This is a genomic window from Vibrio sp. YT-18, from assembly GCF_033337345.1.
In the GTDB taxonomy this organism is placed as follows: domain Bacteria; phylum Pseudomonadota; class Gammaproteobacteria; order Enterobacterales; family Vibrionaceae; genus Vibrio; species Vibrio alginolyticus.
Map to the genome: position 1 here is coordinate 104,881 of NZ_JAWOQO010000013.1, position 19,089 is coordinate 123,969.

Annotated in this window: 15 protein-coding genes; 7 read left to right on the forward strand and 8 right to left on the reverse strand. The window is 44.1% G+C overall.

Annotation, left to right across the window (positions count from 1 at the left end; translation table 11 throughout):
- The first annotated feature begins 210 nt into the window (after window positions 1-210).
- Window positions 211-1,176: a helix-turn-helix domain-containing protein gene (locus tag R7M72_RS17455; RefSeq protein WP_213891913.1), complete on the forward strand. Its 966-nt coding sequence runs from the start codon at window positions 211-213 to the stop codon at window positions 1,174-1,176.
- A gap of 99 nt (window positions 1,177-1,275) precedes the next feature.
- On the forward strand, window positions 1,276-3,411 hold the full coding sequence (locus tag R7M72_RS17460) for a TonB-dependent siderophore receptor (RefSeq protein ID WP_318056275.1): 2,136 nt from the start codon (window positions 1,276-1,278) through the stop codon (window positions 3,409-3,411).
- A 91-nt stretch (window positions 3,412-3,502) separates the two neighbouring features.
- On the opposite strand, the gene R7M72_RS17465 is transcribed toward R7M72_RS17460, so the two are convergent.
- Together R7M72_RS17465 and R7M72_RS17470 are read right to left on the reverse strand one after the other, a co-directional pair.
- Entirely contained in the window at window positions 3,503-4,189 is a 687-nt protein-coding gene (locus R7M72_RS17465) for a response regulator (protein WP_017821355.1), read from the reverse strand.
- On the reverse strand, window positions 4,186-5,805 hold the full coding sequence (locus R7M72_RS17470) for a sensor histidine kinase (protein ID WP_318056276.1): 1,620 nt from the start codon (window positions 5,803-5,805) through the stop codon (window positions 4,186-4,188). Before R7M72_RS17470 ends, R7M72_RS17465 begins: the two co-directional genes overlap by 4 nt.
- Before the next feature lie 476 nt (window positions 5,806-6,281).
- Between R7M72_RS17470 and R7M72_RS17475 the strand changes: the two genes are divergently transcribed.
- The 5 genes from R7M72_RS17475 to R7M72_RS17495 all read left to right on the forward strand — a co-directional run bounded on the left by R7M72_RS17475 (window position 6,282) and on the right by R7M72_RS17495 (window position 11,376).
- Window positions 6,282-6,509, forward strand: a complete 228-nt coding sequence (locus R7M72_RS17475; RefSeq protein WP_005377125.1) for a hypothetical protein — start codon at window positions 6,282-6,284, stop codon at window positions 6,507-6,509.
- A gap of 130 nt (window positions 6,510-6,639) precedes the next feature.
- Complete coding sequence (locus R7M72_RS17480) at window positions 6,640-8,055, forward strand: TolC family protein (protein ID WP_025768106.1); 1,416 nt, start codon at window positions 6,640-6,642, stop codon at window positions 8,053-8,055.
- A gap of 3 nt (window positions 8,056-8,058) precedes the next feature.
- Window positions 8,059-9,039, forward strand: a complete 981-nt coding sequence (locus tag R7M72_RS17485; RefSeq protein ID WP_005377122.1) for an HlyD family secretion protein — start codon at window positions 8,059-8,061, stop codon at window positions 9,037-9,039.
- Window positions 9,040-9,061: 22 nt separating this feature from the next.
- A complete protein-coding gene (locus R7M72_RS17490; RefSeq protein WP_054579566.1) occupies window positions 9,062-10,228 on the forward strand; it encodes an ABC transporter permease in 1,167 nt (388 codons plus the stop codon).
- Complete coding sequence (locus R7M72_RS17495) at window positions 10,225-11,376, forward strand: ABC transporter permease (protein WP_318056277.1); 1,152 nt, start codon at window positions 10,225-10,227, stop codon at window positions 11,374-11,376. Before R7M72_RS17490 ends, R7M72_RS17495 begins: the two co-directional genes overlap by 4 nt.
- 286 nt (window positions 11,377-11,662) lie before the next feature.
- Here the strand turns inward: R7M72_RS17495 and R7M72_RS17500 are convergent, their stop codons facing one another.
- The 6 genes from R7M72_RS17500 to aspT form a co-directional block, all read right to left on the reverse strand.
- Entirely contained in the window at window positions 11,663-12,571 is a 909-nt protein-coding gene (locus R7M72_RS17500) for a LysR family transcriptional regulator (protein WP_033906183.1), read from the reverse strand.
- Window positions 12,572-12,713: 142 nt separating this feature from the next.
- Window positions 12,714-13,142, reverse strand: a complete 429-nt coding sequence (locus R7M72_RS17505; protein ID WP_033906184.1) for a hypothetical protein — start codon at window positions 13,140-13,142, stop codon at window positions 12,714-12,716.
- Between the two features lie 17 nt (window positions 13,143-13,159).
- Window positions 13,160-14,329, reverse strand: coding sequence for a patatin-like phospholipase family protein (locus R7M72_RS17510; protein ID WP_033906185.1), 1,170 nt, complete (start codon window positions 14,327-14,329; stop codon window positions 13,160-13,162).
- 210 nt (window positions 14,330-14,539) lie between these two features.
- Window positions 14,540-15,397: a pyridoxal kinase PdxY gene (gene pdxY, locus R7M72_RS17515; protein WP_033906186.1), complete on the reverse strand. Its 858-nt coding sequence runs from the start codon at window positions 15,395-15,397 to the stop codon at window positions 14,540-14,542.
- A 125-nt stretch (window positions 15,398-15,522) separates the two neighbouring features.
- A complete protein-coding gene (locus R7M72_RS17520; protein ID WP_318056278.1) occupies window positions 15,523-17,118 on the reverse strand; it encodes a bifunctional aspartate transaminase/aspartate 4-decarboxylase in 1,596 nt (531 codons plus the stop codon).
- 95 nt (window positions 17,119-17,213) lie between these two features.
- Window positions 17,214-18,929, reverse strand: coding sequence for an aspartate-alanine antiporter (gene aspT / locus R7M72_RS17525; RefSeq protein ID WP_318056279.1), 1,716 nt, complete (start codon window positions 18,927-18,929; stop codon window positions 17,214-17,216).
- Between the last annotated feature and the right edge of the window lie 160 nt (window positions 18,930-19,089).

The following is a 19,089-nucleotide window of genomic DNA, read 5'->3' on the forward strand; positions in this document are numbered from 1 at the left end:
TAAGCGATTGTATTTTATTGATAAAAAAAGTTTCATCTGAACGCTCCAGAATTTAAGCAAAAACTCTAATATGGGCAATAATTACTCATACTTGCAATCCATTACAGTTTTATCGTGATCTGTGTTACTTACTTTTTATTTCATCATCCTATTGATAATGATACTCAATTAAAGATAATGAAATCACTATTAATGTGAAAGTAGAACGCCATGAAATCAAGCGCCATTAACCCACACCCCATAAACCGAATACAATCGGTGCTTGACTACATTCACACCAACTTAGACAGCACTCTGAGCGTAGATGAAATATCGAAAGCAAGTTGTTGGTCTCGCTGGCAACTGCAACGCGTATTTCAACAACACACTGGCATATCCGTCGCTCACTATATCAGAGAGCTTAAACTTAGCCTTGCGGCTGAGCGCTTAATCCATACTTCTGACCGCTCGTTAGATATAGCGATAGAAATGGGATTTACATCTGAACACGCATTTAGCCGAGCGTTCAGGAATATGTTTTCAAAAAGCCCCCGTGAATATCGAAAAACGCAACAGCTCTCCGGGTTGAGACAACCTTTGACGCTGCGTAAGACACCAAAAGAAGAGAAAAAACATCAGCGCTTTATTGAAGTTCGAATAGAAACAAAACCGGCTTTTGAACTTGCTGGTTATCATGAACCTATTCACGGATTGTTTTCCGCTACGCCCGATTTCCAATCCAAAGTACCGTCACTTTGGTCACGTCTTTATTCATCTGAAAACCTTAACAATTCGGAAAGTAGTTACTTTGGCGTGATTGATGTGACTCAAGCGTATTCAAACAACCAACAACTTGAGTATTGGGCAGGTTATGAGTGCAGTCCAACAGCAAGCGCACCAAGATCAACGAACTCTTCCAACTCGGGGTTAGACCTCTTGGCTGTTCCTGAGCAAACCTACGCCGTCATTACACACATAGGCAAAGCATCAGAGCTCGCCTCAACGCTGGAATGGTTTATTTTACATTGGCTACCCTACTCTAATTATCATGCTATCGATGGTTATGAGTTAGAGCTTTATCCAGAAGGTTATGATGTTGATAGCGAACAAGCACAAATGCAGTATTGGATTCCTGTCGAGCCAAACGACTCGCTATCTTTAAAACCTAAGAACAGAAGAATAAGTTCCAAAGATTAGTGTTTTGCACCAAATTGTTAACTTTTCCTATTTCTTTGAATATAGAATACAAATAACAATCATTATCAATAAATAGAAAAAGTAGTGGAATTTATAAATATGGAAAGTCCGATTCGATTTCATCGTTCAGCGGTTGCTATCGTCGTATCCGCATTGCTCGCTGGCCACGCCAATGCGACTGAGAGCGTATCCCAACACGAAACGATTACGGTGCTAGGAGAAACATACCGAAACACCGCAACTAAAACCGTTTTAGAACCGGAAGAAACACCGCAAGCGATCACGGTAATCACTAAAGATGACATGGACCTACGCGGCGTAAACTCGGTGAGCGAAGCATTGCGTTACGCGCCTGGCGTAAATACAGAATTGCGTGGCGGTGCCGTTTCCCGACTTGACCTATTCAATATTCGTGGTTTTATTAACTACACCAACTTTTATGATGGTCTTCCTTTGCTGTACAACGGTTGGAACCTTCAACCGCAGGTCGATTCCGTTGCTCTTGAGCAAATCGAGGTTTTTAAAGGGCCAACGTCTGTTCTTTACGGCAATATTCCACCAGGAGGTATGGTCAATATTATCGCCAAGGCGCCTCAGTCAACACCCTCACACTCTGTCTCGATTAGTACTGGGACTAACAGCCTAAAAGAACTGACGTTCGACACCACAGGACAAATTGGTGATTCTAATGTTGATTACCGTATCGTCGGCCTGGCAAAACAGCGAGATGGTCAAGCCGATACGTCTGAAGACGAACGTTATGTACTCGCCCCATCTTTCAATTGGCAAGCGACAGAAAGCACATTAGTGAACGTGAATGTTTACTATCAAAATGATCCATCAGCAGGTATCTACACGACTGTGCCTGCATCTGGCTCAGTGATTAAAAACCCACTTGGCTCGATGTCACCAAGCACCTATTTGGGGGATGAGGACTGGAACACTTACGAACGCGAAGTTCTGATGATGGGTTACAAAGTCCAACACGACTTTAACAACAATTGGCAATTTCTACAGAATGCCCGCTACATGACCGCCGATGCCTATCAGGAAAACACATATAACGGTGCACTTGAAGCGGATAACCGTACCGTTGGTCGAAATGCCTATTTAACCGATGAAAAGTCCAAATCCTTTGTGATTGACAACCAACTATCGGGCTACATTAAAACAGGAAATTTTGAACATAACTTATTGTTCGGGCTTGATTATCAGTATCTAGACTCAGATGTAAAATACAAAGACACGCTTGGGTATTCGCTAACTCAGGACATTTTTAATCCTGACCACAACAGCATTGATCGTAATGCACTGAATTTCCAATACAAACAAAACTTGGATATCAAAACGAAGCAGATTGGCGTTTATTTCCAAGATCAAGTTCGTTACGACCAACTTGTAATGATTGCAGGTCTTCGTTGGGATAAATACGATTCAAATACAGACGCCGTTAGCGATTATCTAGGAACAGTATCCAAGAGCAAGGAAGAGTTAGACGATACCAACGTATCTTTCCGAGTCGGTGGTTTGTATGAGCTAGACTTTGGTCTCTCGCCATACCTTACTTACTCGGAAAGTTTCGAGCCAATTGCGGGTGCCGACTCTTCTGGTAAAGCATTTGAGCCATCAACCGGTCATCAATGGGAGTTAGGCTTTAAATACGCCCCATTATCTGGTGATATCTCAGGTAACTTAGCACTCTTCCATATTACGAAGAAAAACGCGATCTTGACCGATCCGAATAATCCTTATGCACCGAACTATCAAGCGGGCGAAGTGGTATCACAAGGTATTGAACTTGAGGCAAAATGGCAAGCCACAGCACAAGCTGATTTCACTCTAGGCTATACATATACCGATATGGAGATTACCGAGGACAGTTATTACAACCAAGAAGGTAAAACGCCGGTTTGGGTACCTGAGCAAACGGCCTCTCTATGGGCCAATTACTTCTTTGAAGGAAATCTTTCAGGCCTTCGTACCAGTGCTGGCGTTCGCTATGTCGGAGAAGCACAAATTGATGCACAGAATAGTCAAAACGTACCGGACTACACCTTGTTTGATTTAGCAGCAAGTTACGATTTCTCAACGGTATCTGAATCAATGAAAGGGGCTAGCGTCACGCTTTCTGCAAGCAATCTATTCGATAAAGAATACTATTCTTGTTACGACAAAAATAACTGTTGGTTTGGCGCTGAGCGCTCTATCGAAGCGAAGTTAGAATACAACTTCTAACCTCTTAGAGCGGAACAGCAGTAATTTGTAAAGCGATGGTTTCTAAAACAAGCCATCGCTTTTTATTTTGCATAGAGCATCAATGTAAACGCTACCGTGTCACTTTTTTATAGCACCTTTCTGGCCTACCTACCGACCCATAGTTTAAATCAGCCTCTAGTTCACCAGTACTAATAAGAAACTCAAGATAACGTCTAGCGGTTGTTCGACTCACTCCGATTTTTTCACCTGCCTCATCAGCGGTCAGCGCACTTCCATTTGGGAACAACTCTCTGATCTTGTCTAGGGTTACACCATCAATCCCTTTTGGTAATCGGTTCGGCAAGTTGTCTTGATTGGCGTGAGACTGCAGCATTTTATCAACGAGGTTCTGATCCAAACTCTCTACGATGTCTAGTTGTTGGCGTTGGGACACATACTTTTTCAGTGCGGCATCTAAACGTGGAAACATCACTGGTTTTAACAGGTAATCGACAACGCCACCCCTCATCGCCTGTTGTAACGTATCGACATCCCTTGCGGCTGTAATCAAAATGACATCACACGTTTGGTTACTTGCACGCAGTGTATTTAGTATCTCAAGCCCTGTGCCATCGGGAAGATAGACATCCATCAATAGTAAATCTGGCTTAAGAATGTCGAGTTGCATTTCTGCTTCCATTCTCGTGGTCGCAATTCCAACCACTTCCAAACCTGTCAGTTGGCTTAAGTATTTGTGGTGCAGCTCAGCAATAGCCAGATCATCTTCAATGATCATTACGCGAGTCGCCATACTCATAATTGTTCTTCCTTGGGTAAGTACACCGTTATTCTTGTCCCATAATTTGTATTGGGTATCATCTCAACATGGCCGTGATATCGAGTAGCAAGCTGATTGACAAGGTGTAACCCAACACCTCGATTTTGACGAGATTTCGTCGAAACGCCTTTTGTAAATAATGTTTGTGGATCCATTGTTTTTGGGAGGCCACAGCCATGATCTATCACCTCAAGTATCACTTCATTTCCGTAATCGCTAACGGACACATCAATATTTCTGCGTTCTGACGCAACATTTGATTCATCGCGAATTGAAGTTAACGTGGCATCGAAAGCGTTATCAATCAAATTACCCAAAATTGTGACTAGGTCTTCCGAATTTAGCCACTCAGGCAGGGGCTCCAGACGACTGCCTTCCTCAACCACCAGTTGTAAGCCTAACTCGCGAGCACGTTCAGTTTTTCCAAGCAACATACCTGCAATTAGCGGGTCTTTAACGGTATCTCTTAAAAACTCAATCATTGCCTGATAGTGTGCGGTTTCTTGTCCAATTAACTTTTGCACCGCATCAAGTTCACCCATTTGTACTAGCCCACTAATGGTGTTGAGCTTATTTCGATGCTCATGGGTTTGCGAACGTAACAAATCTGCATACTCCTTGGTTTGTGATAGCTGCTCGGTTAGATCATTGATTTCATCCCTTAAACGGAAACTCGATACCGCCCCCACGATTTTTCCATCAACATAAATTGGAGAGCGATTTGCAATCAGGCGCTTATGATTAAGGAATATTCCAATATCATGATCTTCCTGCCCGCTTTCTAACACTGTATATAGATCGCTATCACGCAGCGTATCAGTCAAAGGTTTATTGAGCGCTGATTCTCTATCAATACCGAGAATCTGGCAGGCACTACGATTTATCGAGCGAAGTATCCCTTGGGCATCAATGCTTAACACGCCCTCTTTGATGGTGCTCATCGTCACTTCTAATTCGCCGTACAACCGCCCTATTTCTTCAGGCTCAAAGCCTAAAATGGCGCGCTGAAACTTTCTCGACGCATAATTGGATACAATGGCATTAGCGACGACAACTACGATGACCATTAAAATCAAAAAGGCCAAAAATGGTTCGATGCGGTCTTGCAGTCGGTCGAGCAAATAGCCAACCGAAACCACACCAATGATGTTCCCTTGCTCGTCAAAAATCGCAGCTTTACCACGAACTGAATAACCTAACGAGCCCTGTGCCGTCGAAACATAAGACAACCCCTGTTCTAGCGCTCGACGATTGTCGCCACCTCTCATTGGTTTGCCCAACCGTTCATCAACAGGGTGGATTAAGCGTACTCCCTTATGGTCGCCAATAACGATGAATGCAGCACCTATGGCTTCGGTTAATTCTCTAAAGCGAAGTTGGTATAGCTGGGGGTTTTGGGTTTCGATCATTTCACGAACAACCGCTGAGTCCGCTAAAAAACGGGCAACACCCAGTGCTTTTTCTCCCATTTCTTGCTCTTGATTGATTTTGAGATAAGTGAACCCCGCGGCGACAAGCAATAACAGCTCTATCAACCCCGATAGCGTCATGATAATGAGCATCCGCTTACGAAAGCTGATGGTTTTCCAACTCATTGATACATCCTTGTGATTCACTCTTGAGCGTAACGTTAACACTCAGTTAACAGCATGACGTTGTCGCGGTGATAAATCTGTGAGGAAGGCAAACAAACCGCAGAGTTTACGGTTAATTAATCGACGAGCTGAAACATAAAATTACAACCATTCACCAAATTTAGCATTCCTCTCTGATACTCAATTCCATACATAAATTGCCCTTAAAATCATGATCGCGATCACATCGATTTTAGCGGTTTTTGAGGCGTTTTTAGACTTTACAACGTATAATTTTTAATCAACGAAACCAATGAGAGTTTCGGTTTGAAAGCAGTGAAGCTGGAAGTCTATTAAAAGCTCAACATTGATGTCAGTGGTTTGGACAAAAATAAAACAAAACACAAATACTGACTATATGACAAACACTTAGACACCATCTGAAAACTGGAAAACTATAAACAGAGGTGCATTTATAGTTAGAAGGAACACCAAACATGGAACGCGATACCTTTGGAATATGCCTGAATAAGGCGATGCTGTCAGAGAATATGTATTCAACATTTACACACGTCAGGGCTTATGAAAAAAACGGAGGCGGTACTTCTGATCTCAAAGTCCTGTTATCGTTCCCTCAAATGAGTGGAAAAGATCTATTGAATACGATGCGAGGTTCTCGTCAGCTCGAGTGGAGAGCGGAGTTTCACTGTCCATATACGAAATAAATGTGTAACATCTCCCGCGCCCAGCACAAATATAACTGGGCGCATACTACTGCCCAATTTTCCCTCCTACTTAACACGCAGTTACGAATCCTTTATATTAGAGCTAATACTCTACGACAAAGCAGCCATTATGAAAAAAACAGGAAAGGTTTGGATACTGGGCTTACTTAGCAGCTCGATTTCCCTTGCCTGTCATGCGGCACCGATCACTTTTGATACCGCATGGCAGCTATTGCTAGAAAACAACTATTCTCTTAAAGCTCAACGCTCAAACGTCGAGAACTACCAATACCAAGAGAGTGCCACCAGCAATCTCAACTTACCTCAGGTTACTATTGGCGCGAATTACACGCGTTTAGATACCGATATCACGCTGTCGGGAAAACAGATCCTAGACAGCACAGGAGCACACATTAACGTACCTCCTGCTTTTCAGCCTATTTTTGGTGCCTTAGCTAATACCACTTCGACCATAACCGAGCGCGATATTTTCTCTTCGTCTATTCGTGCCATTTGGCCAATTTTTACTGGTGGTCGAATTTCTGCGGCTCAATCAGCAGCAGAAGGCAAAACGGATGAGGCGAAAAGTCAGCTTCTAATGGAACAACAAGCGCGTTTTGAAGATTTATCGAAGTACTACTTTTCTGTCGTACTGGCAAAGGAAGTACTCGCAACGCGGCAAGCGGTTGAAGCTGGGCTAAAAAAGCATCGAGATTTTGCCATTAAGCTTGAAGAGCAAGGACAAATCGCGCACGTTGAGCGCCTGCAAGCCGAGGCTTCTTTAGATAAAGCATCCGTAGAAACACGTAAAGCTGCCAGCGATTTGAGTATCGCTCAGGCTGCATTAGGTAAATTACTCGCGCAAGATGATGCCGTAGAGCCCGCTGAATCTTTGTTTATCAACGACAGTCTTCCCCCTCTTAGCGCTTTTGTCGATCAAACGTTGCTTACCTATCCGGGGTTAGAGCTTCTGAGCGCTAAACACAAACAAGCCTCTAGCTTAATCAAAGCAGAAAAAGGGAAATACTACCCTGAAGTTTATCTTTACGGCGACTACAGCTTGTATGAAGACGATTCTCTCGCAAGCCAAATGAAGCCAGACTGGTTAGTTGGTGTTGGTGTCAGCATTCCACTGATTGAATCATCAGGGCGAAGCGAAAAAGTCAAAGCCGCTCAAAGCGTCGTCTCGCAGGTCGACTCATTAAAGTCCCAAGCCAAACAAGACTTATCGCTGTTAGTCCAAAAGACATACTTGGAGGCTCAGCAAGCTATTGATGAAGTACAAGGGCTCGCATCTAGCATTGAACTCGCTAACGAAAACCTGCGCTTGCGTGAAAAAGCATTTACTCAGGGTCTGTCGTCTTCTCTGGATGTTGTGGATGCACAACTTTATGTCGCGAGTATAGAAACACAACGTTCAGCGGCGCGTTTCCGCTATTTAATATCTTTAACCAAGCTACTCGCATTGAGCAGTGAAATGAACAGCTTCGAACAATATCAAAATACCGCTTATATCCCTGCTTCAACATCCAAAGAGGTGAAATAAATCATGGCAGCTAAATCACTAAAACCCGTTTTACTCTCACTTTGTGCTTTGGGTGTTGCCTCTTGGGTTGGGTATCAATTTTACCAAGCCTATCAACCGGAACCGATCCGCTTACAGGGATTAATTGAAGCCCAGCAATACAGCATTTCCTCAAAAGTCCCAGGGCGTATTGATGAGGTAATGGTACGTAAAGGCGACGATGTAGAGAAAGGTCAGCTTATTTTTACCCTTCATAGTCCTGAAATTGAAGCGAAGTTAGAACAAGCAAAAGCAGGTGAAAAAGCGGCGGACGCCTTAGCTCAAGAAGCTGAGAAAGGCGCACGTGAGCAACAAATCCAAGCAGCAAAAGATCAGTGGATGAAAGCCAAAGCCGCTGCGAATTTAATGGAAAAAACCTACAATCGTGTGAATAACCTTTATAACGATGGCGTGGTTGCAGAACAAAAGCGCGATGAAGCTTTAACGCAGTGGCAAGCAGCGAAATACACAGAAAGTGCCGCGTTTCAAATGTACGAAATGGCAAAAGAAGGCGCTAGAAGTGAAACCAAAGTGGCTGCGGCGGAAAAAGCGCGCATGGCATCAGGTGCCGTAGCCGAAGTAGAAGCGTACGCGAAAGATACTCAGATCTACAGCTGGTTTGACGGCGAAGTCTCTCAAGTTCTGCTTCAAAGTGGTGAATTAGCACCTCAGGGCTTCCCAGTAGTTACTGTGATAGATACAGAGGATGCCTGGGCGACACTGAATGTGCGTGAAGATTACCTTCAACACTTTAAAAAAGGAGCAACCTTTGATGCCTATTTGCCTGCCTTAAACAAAAATGTTGAGTTCAAAGTAACGCATGTTGCCGTTATGGGTGACTTTGCAACGTGGAGAGCAACCGATGCTTCTCAAGGTTTTGATCTTCGTACCTTTGAAGTAGAAGCTCGTCCAGCTCAACCCGAACCTGAACTGCGTATGGGAATGAGTGTTGTCGTTGAACTTTAATCACAACCACTAGGTTAATGCTATGACGATTAAGATTTCACAGCGGCATATCTTACGACGAGACAAGTGGTTGCTTTCGTGCCTTACTTGGATACCGATTTTGCTCGCGATGATGATTTGGGGAGTGTTCTCTGCGGGCATTGCCCGGGATCTGCCAATCGGTGTGGTTGATCTACAACATTCCCAACTTTCTCGAAAGCTCATTCAATCTTTGGATGCGTCGTCGAGTCTGGCTGTTAACTATCATTACGCCAGTGCAAGCGAAGCAAAAAATGCGATGATTGAAGGCGATATCTACGCTTACGCGGTCATCCCATCTAAGTTCGACCAAGATATTCTCCAGCACCGCCAACCTCAACTTTCTGTCTTTTACAACAGTCAGTACATTTTGGTAGCGAAACTGATCAACTCTGCCGTTGCGCAAGCACAAGGCTATTTCGACGCTCAGGTTGAAGTAATGGGCAACTTGGCTAAGGGTAACACCACAACGTTAGCAGCGGCTGGACAGGCTGTACCCGTGTCGACACAAATAACCGCATTATTTAACCGTAACAATAACTACGCACAATTTTTGGTAACGGCTATCGTGCCAGCCATTTGGCAAATATGTATTGTAGTAAGCACTATTTTGATTCTTGCCGCGCACTTTCGCATTTATGGTGGAAAGAATAGCTTTGCATTTTTGGGCGAAAAGCCATACGCCAGGCTCACTACCCTATTAAGTCAGTACATTCCGGTCTTTATGGCGCAAGGTGCGTTGTTCTTGTACTGGTTTTATTCCGTGCTTGATTGGCCAATGGAAGGCAGTTTTGTGGTTATGCTATTAGCACAATTGGCGACGGTTATCGCCTGTATCATTATGGGAGCGTTGTTCTTCTTCTTGTCGATGGATCCTGCACGTGCGATGAGTTTTGCTGGCGCATTTACGGCTCCAAGCTTCGCGTTCATGGGAATTACATTCCCAGTTTCTGACATGAACACGCTCGCTTATGCATGGCGTTCATTATTGCCGATTACCCATTACATTGAAGTACAAGTGAGTCAAGCAAGCTATGGAGCATCGGCCGCACAATCTTTAAGCTCGCTATGGCCTATGATTGGTTACGTTGTGCCCCTGCTCATTACCGCAGCCTTGATGGGTAAACATCGAACAGCTTCATCAACACGCCAAGCGAAGGAGGCGGTATGACATTGTGGCAACTGATTAAAGCGGAACTTAAGGCCGTTCTAACCAATCCAGTCGTTACGTTGACCGTGTTTGGTGGTGTCGTATTTTACTCGTTTTTATACCCTTTGCCTTATGCACAACAAACGCCTCGTGAACAACCAATCGCGATTGTTAATCTAGATGGTAGTCAGACGAGTTTAAAGCTGGAACGTATGGTTGATGCCACCCCACAAGTCAACGTAGTCACTCGACTTCATACGATTGCCGATGCAAAGCAAGCATTTTTACAACGAGAGAGCACCGGTTTTTTAGTCATACCAGAACACTTTTACAAAGACCTAATGCTAGGTAAAAGCCCGACTCTGGCCTACGCTGCGGACGCCTCGTATTTTCTCGTGTACGGAACCGTGGTAGAAGGATTGGCCCAAGCGGGAGGCACATTAGGGGCCCAAGTGAAAGTCAGTAAAATGGTGATAGATGGTATGCCCATGAGTATGGCTAGCCATAATTACTCTGCTATTAAGCTTAATATGAAACCGACGTTCAACCCAACCATGGGTTACATCGAATACGTAGTGCCGGCAGTATTTGTTCTGATTTTACAACAAACGTTGATCATGGCGGTTGGATTGCAAACGGGAACACAGCGTCATGGTCGTGGCTATTGGTCACAAGTATCAACGGGATCGCTGCTGCTTGTGAGAACGTTAGTATTTGTGGCAATTTATTATTTACTCGGCGCCTATTATTTTGGTTTTAGCTTCGAACGCTTAAACGTAAACCATATCGCCAACGCGGGCGAATTGCTGGCTATGTTGTTCCCGTTCTTTTTAGGTTGTTGCGGACTAGGCTTCTGGCTAGGCTACTTATTACCTCGGCGTGAACTTGTCACCTTAGTCGTCTTAGTGAGCTCTATGCCGCTCATTTTCTTGGCTGGTTTTATTTGGCCGATTGAAGCCATACCTACTCCCTTACTATGGATTGCTGATTTAAGCCCAAGCACTTGGGCGATCAAAGCTTTCTTAGCACTAAACCAAATGGGGGCAACCTGGCAACAAGTCGCTCCACATTGGACAGCACTTTGGGCACTCACTGTGCTTTGGGGTAGCGTTGCGTACTGGATTGCTAAGCGAAGTAACAAGCCAGTTGTAACAGAGAGCTTGGGGTGATAGCTGACATTTTTATTACTATAAAAAAAGCCGGGTAACTAAACCCGGCTGAAAATCTGCGTCCTTGCAGCGGACATATGGTAAAAACACTTTTTGCTCTGGGCTTACCCATTGAGCGAGGTTAGATTAAGCCAAAAAGTATGGACTCCATACTCTCATATAGAGGGTTATATCCTTCCAATAGACATTAGCTCTTCGCTAGAACGATAACGTTTTTCAGACACAAAAAAACAAGACTCACGTTGAGTCTTGTTGTTGAGAGGGATGAGCAGGATACATGTCGCCGCTAAGTCATATCACGGATTATTTTCTCTCGGTATTCTGTAACGACCTTCATGATTGAATTTTTTACATCACCGACTTGCTTAGAGGGTTGGCACCATAGGCCAAAACCAAACTTAAAACCTTCCAATAATTCAGAAGCTTCCACTGGCTCTATATGATTATTAGAAAACTCCGAATGGGCAAACGTTCTGGGGAGAATCGCCCATCCTAAACCTGCTTCAACCATTTTCACTACAAGGGCCAATTGGTCGACCTCTTCATGGTTCGAACTTACGATGACTTTTTCGCCCATTCCCTCTTCAATAAGAGACCGCAATACAAATTGTTTACTATTCCTCAAGGCTGTCAATACTCGATCTGGTGCAACAGAAGCGAGTTCACCACCTTTCTGGACGAAAGGAACAAATTCAAAATGACCTAAAAACGTCGCATCCAGACTATGTATTGCTCGACTATCATGCACATTGACAATACCGAATTGATACTCACCATTCTGTAAACCCTCTTTAATTTCGTTGCGATTACGAACAAGAAAGTTAACTCGCATCATCGGAAAATCTGCCGCTAATTGAATACGAAGCAATACAAGAAAACGGTGTGGTATAGCGCTTGAATAGGCGATACTAACATTCTCTAATCCACCGTAAGAAAGACTCAGTGCGACTTTATCGAAAGTACGAGCCTGTTCGATGGTTTGCTTAGCATAGTGGTACAGATGGTGGCCATCTTCTGTTGGTTCTACCGAACGACCGACTCGCTCAAACAAGTTAACGGCTAGTTGGTCTTCAAGATTGGTGATCACCTGCCCTATAGTGGTTCGGTGCTTATTGAGTTTGACCGCCGCCTTACTAAATGAAAGCTGTTCATAAACGGTCACGAACGCGAGAAGTTGTTCAAAACTAAAATTCATAGGTTGTGCTTACTTTTTAGAGTTATCTAATTAAATTATCACAAGATAGTAGAATTGCTACTCGGTAACGGTAACAAGCTGCGTTTGAATTCCTTCTCGACGACATAAAAAAACCTACTAAAGTCTGTAGGTTTCTTCCATCTTAGTTGTACTCAACAACGCGAGCCAAATAGTTAAATTCACCCGAGTCACCATGATAATCGCGGTAAACATCCACACTAAAATACTTAGGTTGATCGGCTTGAATATGGTCAACGATCTTCTGTTCTAATGACGTTAGCGTTTCACCCGTTTGCGAATACACAAACTGTTTGTTCACTTTTTCCAATTTGCGTTGCTTTGCTTCTTTGTGTGAGACATAGTTGTTGATCTCTTCCCACTTACCCACGTACTCGACTGCCACGTAACTCGAGTTCTCATCAATCATGATGAAGGCTGCACCTTCTTCTTTAATGGCAGACAGTTGCTGCATGTCGCTGTCGACTTTTTGCTGGTCAAGGTGAGCACCACTTTGTGCAAATGCAGTCGCAGAAGCAGTGAGCATCATTAACGTTAGAACGGCTTTTTTCATTGTGTTTTTTTCCTGTATTAAGGGAGTTCAGTCACCCAAAGTTGTCCTTGGGTGGCTTTTTTGAATCCATATTCGTAAATCGTTAGCAAGTAATGTTGGTCGAACATGTCTTTCGTCACTTTGGCGTACCCGAAGTCTTGGTCGATGTAAGTAAACTGCATCTCAATATCGTTGATTTCACTGATGTATTTCATTCGATACAGATCACCACGAGTTTGCGCTAACGTAAGGCTTGAGACGCTTTTCGATACCAAATCCAACCCTTTGTCTTTTAGTGGTCGATACGGTGCTTTCAAAGCACCATTGCGAATCACATCCAACTGAGGTGCTTTTTCTAACCCCAGAGCCTCTGAAATTTGTTGATAGTTGAAGTTAGACGGATTAAAGAACACCTGCGCTGCAAGACCACCATCTACGTGTAACTCTTCAAGTGTTTCCCCATCATGTTCAACATCGATAAATTGTGGAGGGAAAACGCCAGGGATCGATGCACTTGCGGCAAGCACTTTGTAGATCAATTCAGATTTGTCCACTAAGTCACTATTCGCAATCGCGCCGATGTTCCAAATTACTAATTCACCTGAATCAAAATGGGTACTGCCGATAAAGAGGCGTTTACCATTGCGATGTTGCTGTGCCATCGCCTCAATCATTGGCTCAGGGTAAGCGTCCGCAATGAAGTCATAGAGGTTCTCGCCATCGGTAAACGCGTCCTTAAACAATGTGTTTAAAAAGTTCTTTTTACCCAGGACGCTTTTGTCGTTGATGTTGAGCATGACTTCTTTCATCTTTGGCATTGCATCACCACCGATGAAAACAAATGGCGCAATTAACGCACCTGCGCTGATGCCCGTAATGATGGTGTAGTCTTTCAGCTCACCCTTTTCCTGTAAGCCCATCAAAACGCCAGCACCGTACGCGCCGTTTACGCCACCACCCGATAAGGCCAAAATATTGAGCTGTTCACCCTCTACTTTGATCGGTGTGGTTTGATTGTGCGACGAGTAGAGAAAATCCGGAGCTTCATTGGCCCACATTCGAAGTGGCTCATTTGGTGTCGAACTCGCGATCTCGACATCTTTATAGTTGCTTTGAGAAACACGAACATCCAGCGTATGGGGTGAACTACAAGCTACTATCAGCAGCGAAAGTACAACCGTCACACCAGAGGAAATTAAACGATTCATAATCAGTCTCATTTAATGTTCTCTGGCGTATGACCAGAGACTCAGTTTGAAGTTAATTGGGTCAAAATGAAGTCCGTTTCGTTGTTTGGAGTTACTATAGCTAGGCACGGCTAAACCCCATAATCGCGATTGTAGGATGCTATCCATCAAAGCAATTATGCCAAGTTTCTATATGCTAACTTTACGCTTCTCCGTTAATTAGGTACTGCGCTAAGCAATTTTCACGACGTTGAACTCATGCGTCGGTTCGACAAATTCGTATTGGGCATTGATCGTCTGTAGCTCCCATGTGCCATAGCCTTTGGTGATCTCCAATACACCGTAAACGGCGTTATGTGTATGACGAAAGGCTGCGACAGGAGACATCTTCTTCACCAAACAAGAAGTAAAAATCGCAGAAATCAAATCACCGACACCGACTGGCTGCATAGCAAATTCAACACTAGGGCGTTGGGCCAAATAGCTTGCTTTCGGCGTCGCTAAAATCATACTGAAGGCGTCATCTGTTAGTGCATGCAGGTGTTTCACCAATACCATTTTCGGTCCTAACTCTAAGGCTTTTTTACATGCAGTGACTGCATCATAAAGAGAGTTAATTTTCACACCTGTTAACTCGCTCAGTTCAAACTGGTTAGGAACAATCACATCAGCGATGGGCAACAAGCTATGGCTTATCGCTTCTTTGACACCGTCTGCCACAATGCAACCTTTGTCTGGATCACCCATAACTGGGTCACACACATAAAGCGCGCTGTGGTTACGCGATTTGACTAAACTTACCGCTTCGGCCACCGCACGACATTGCTCTGCGCTGCCTTGATAACCGGACAGTATCGCGCCACATTCGCCTAACTTCTCAATGTTATCTAAGCCTCTCATTAGAGAATGAATTTCATCTGCCCCAAACTTCTGTCCAGTCCAACCTTGCTGGTACTGAGTGTGATTTGAAAACTGAACCGTGTGAATTGGCCAGACTTCGAGGCCCATTCTCTGCATCGGAAAGACTGCAGAACTGTTTCCTGCGTGGCCATAAACCACATGAGATTGAATAGAAATAATGCTTTTCATAAGTCACTCTTAATTGAGAAGTTTGTTAGCTTGGCGACTAAATAAACACAATATCGCGCACTGTGCTTATTTGGTCGGAATAGCCTCGACAACGCCGAGGCTTATTCTTAATCAGGCTGGATTCATTAGCCTTTGAATTCAGCAAAGTACTCATCCAACACTTTGCGTGTTGCACGACCGATAAGCTCGTATTCGTGGTGAGTAAGATTTGCTAGCGAAACTCGAACTGATGCATGCACTACATCGAAGCCTTGGCCTGGAAGTAGGATAACGCCGGTTTCATGTGCAAGGCGGAACAGGAAGTCTTTGCCTTTCTCGCTCGCTTTGAACCATTCAACGAATGCTGGTCCGTACAATTTGCCGCCCAGAGTGTCGAGCTCAAGCAGTGTGTAGTAGTCCACACGATCTTTGTTTTCTTCAATTTCTACACCCATGTTTTTGTACAGAGTTTTGTAACGCTCGCGAATGATGCGTTTACATGCTTCTTTGTAGTTTTTCTCTGAGTCCATCAAGCAGTTCAATGAGAACAGCGCCATTTGAACTTGTTGAGGAAGAGACAAACCTGCTGTGTGGTTAAGTGCTACGCTGCGGCTATCTGCAACGATACGGTCAATAAACTTGATCTCACGCGGTTCCGGAGTCAGCGTTTTGTAACGATCGTCCAACTCAAGTTGACGCGCTTCAGGAAGGCTACGCATTGCATCGTCAAACACGTTGTTGTGTTGAATTGCAATCGAGCCTAGACGCCAGCCTGTTGCACCGAAGTACTTAGAGAACGAGTACACACAAAGCGTGTTGTATGGTAGTTTCGCAAACAGTGAGACAAAGTCGTCCGCAAAAGTGCCGTATACATCGTCAGTCACAATGAATAGGTCGCTACGTTCGTTGTTCACGAAGTTTGATAGGTTATCCAGAGTTTCATCCGAGAACTTCACAGACGCTGGGTTTGCTGGGTTAACAACACAAAGCAGTTTGATGTCTGTATCTGCAAGCTTTTCGATTTCAGACATCGGCAGCTGCCATGTTGTCTCATCCAAACGTAGTTCAACGATTTCCAGTTCGTATTCACTCAGTTCTGGAATTTCTAGGTACGGCGTAAAGATTGGAGTGATTAGCGCGACCTTGTCACCTTTCTTCAACAGACCGTTGTTGAACATAGTTTGGAACGTGTACGTCATAGACGCTGTGCCGCCTTCCGTTGCAAACAGATCGAAGTCTGTTGTCATTGGCATCGGGCCGTACATCTCTTCTGCGATGTACTGCTTCACAACCCTTTCGATGTTCGTCAACATACGTGGTGGCACTGGGTAGTTACATGCAAGGTATGCGTTAACCAGTTCATTCAAGAATGCTTGTTTCTCTAGACCCAAACGGTCTTTTGCGTAGCTCAGCGACTTTTCTAAGAACTGCACACCTTGTTCTTTCTTATTGTCGCTTGCAAACGTGTCAAAGCGTTCAACAATGCCCACACCATCTGGAATGCCACCGAAACCACCATCTAGGTATGAATAAGTGCGCTCGGCTTCCAATATTGCGAACTCACCCAAACGAATGAACGCTTTACGCGGTAGTGTCGCAAGAAAATTAGGATTACCACGACCTGCATCTAATAAAGCGCGGTCAGGAACAGTTTGTGCCACTTCAATAAGTTTATCTTTTAATTCAAATGGGCTTAAATCTGCAAATTTTGAAAAATCAATTGTTGTATTTTGCGTAGTCATAATATTTACCTGAATTTATTATTTAGTAAAATTTGGATAATACTTCCCCTACCGCCTATTTAATTAGGCGATAAGAGTGTTCGAATTTATTTAAATTACATGCCTGCGTTTAAAGTAATAATGCCGACAATAATTGGACCCCATAGGGTAAGCAGTACATTGGCGACTGCATAAGTCACGGTGAATGAGAATACTGGTGTTGCATTACCTGTTTTTTCCATTAAAGCCGCAAATGCTGGGTTCGCACTTCGTCCACCTGTCACACAGCCAAGTGCTTCAACTGGATTCTTAATCTTCAATACAAAATATGAGAAGAAGAACGAAATAATCTGAGGGATAATCGTTACACCCATGCCAAGGAACAACAGAGACATACCGTGTTCTTTGATGGTGTCGACCGCTTGAGGCCCAGCCTCAAGGCCAACAATGCCCACAAATGCTGCCAAACCGAAATCTCGAATAAAGTTCACGGCCCCCACAGGAAACTGAGCAACATGCGGATTGCGGCTACGCAACCAACCCACAATCAAACCTGAGATCAAACAACCTGCACCAGAACCGATAGTGACGGGAATACCAGCAATCTTAAAACTGATTAAACCAATTAATAGACCCACCACCATGCCCATACCAAGCACGACTAAGTCAGTCACGTTTGCTGAGCCCATTCGCTGACCAATGTTTTTCTCAACGCGATTGATGTCTTTTGCGGTACCTGTAAGCTGGATGACGTCATTTTTCTTCACCACAAGATCCGGCGTCATTTCAATTGAGTTGCCTTCACGAATATAGTCTGTCACATAAATACCGCGCATAGAGCCTTGGTTCGAAGCCTCCTTAATCTCTTGCAGCGACTTACCAATCAGTTTGCGGTTGTCTGCGATCAGTTGACGGTTTTCTTCAATAACTTCATAGCCTTCTGGAAGTGCAATCTCGTTGTCAGCCAAACCATCTTGCAGCTGATGTACTGCATTACGGCGACCTGTTACAACAATGACATCCCCTTCTTTCAGTGCTGTGAATTTGTCCACGTCTAGCACTTTGCCATCGCGTTGAATCAATTCAATACAAGCAGCCAGAGCGTGTTGGTTTAACTGAGCTAAGGTTTTGCCTGCTAGCCCACCATCTTTGCTCACTTTAAATGCTCGTGTAACCAGCGCTGTGACAGCGTTGAACTCACCCGGCGCTAAATCACGCTTACCATTTGAATTTTTCTCTTCTAGAGCAATCGCTTCTGCTCGGATATCCCACTTCATCAGTGTTGGGAATACCCATGTCACCATCAGAATTGGACCAAGCGAACCAAAGATGTACGTAACCGCGTAGCCTACTGCGACGTTGGTCTGCATTAGGTGCTTCGCTTCTTCTGTCACACCACCAAGACGTGCGATCGCATCACCCGCTGTACCGATGATTGCCGATTGAGTCAAACCACCAGCTGCAAGGCCTGCTGCCGTACCTCTGTCTAGATCAAACATCCAAGCAGCTGCTAGTACACAAAGCAGGCCAGAAACCGTCATCACTACAGCGGAAAGTAGAATGTTGATGGTTCTAAAGTTCAGTGCTTTGAAGAACTGTGCACCACCTTGATACCCTACTGCGTAAATAAAGAGCGCAAAGAAAATGCTTTTTACGCCGGGATCAATATGAACACCAAATTGCCCAATAATTACACCCATTAATAATGTTCCGGCAACACCGCCAAGAACAAATCGACCAATGGTAATTTTACCAACCATATAACAGAGAGAGAGCGTAATAAAGAGAGCAACAAATGGTGCCATGTCAAAAAGGTTAGAAATAATTTCCATGACAATTTTACTCTTACTAATAAATATAAAACTCAAATAATCTAACGAATAATCTTTCACTCATATTTGTTGGATTATTTAATTTAAAAAGCATCTCGTTTGCTTCGAAGCGAATATTAGAAACAAAACCTCACAACTCGTAATCCCATTTGAAGGACGA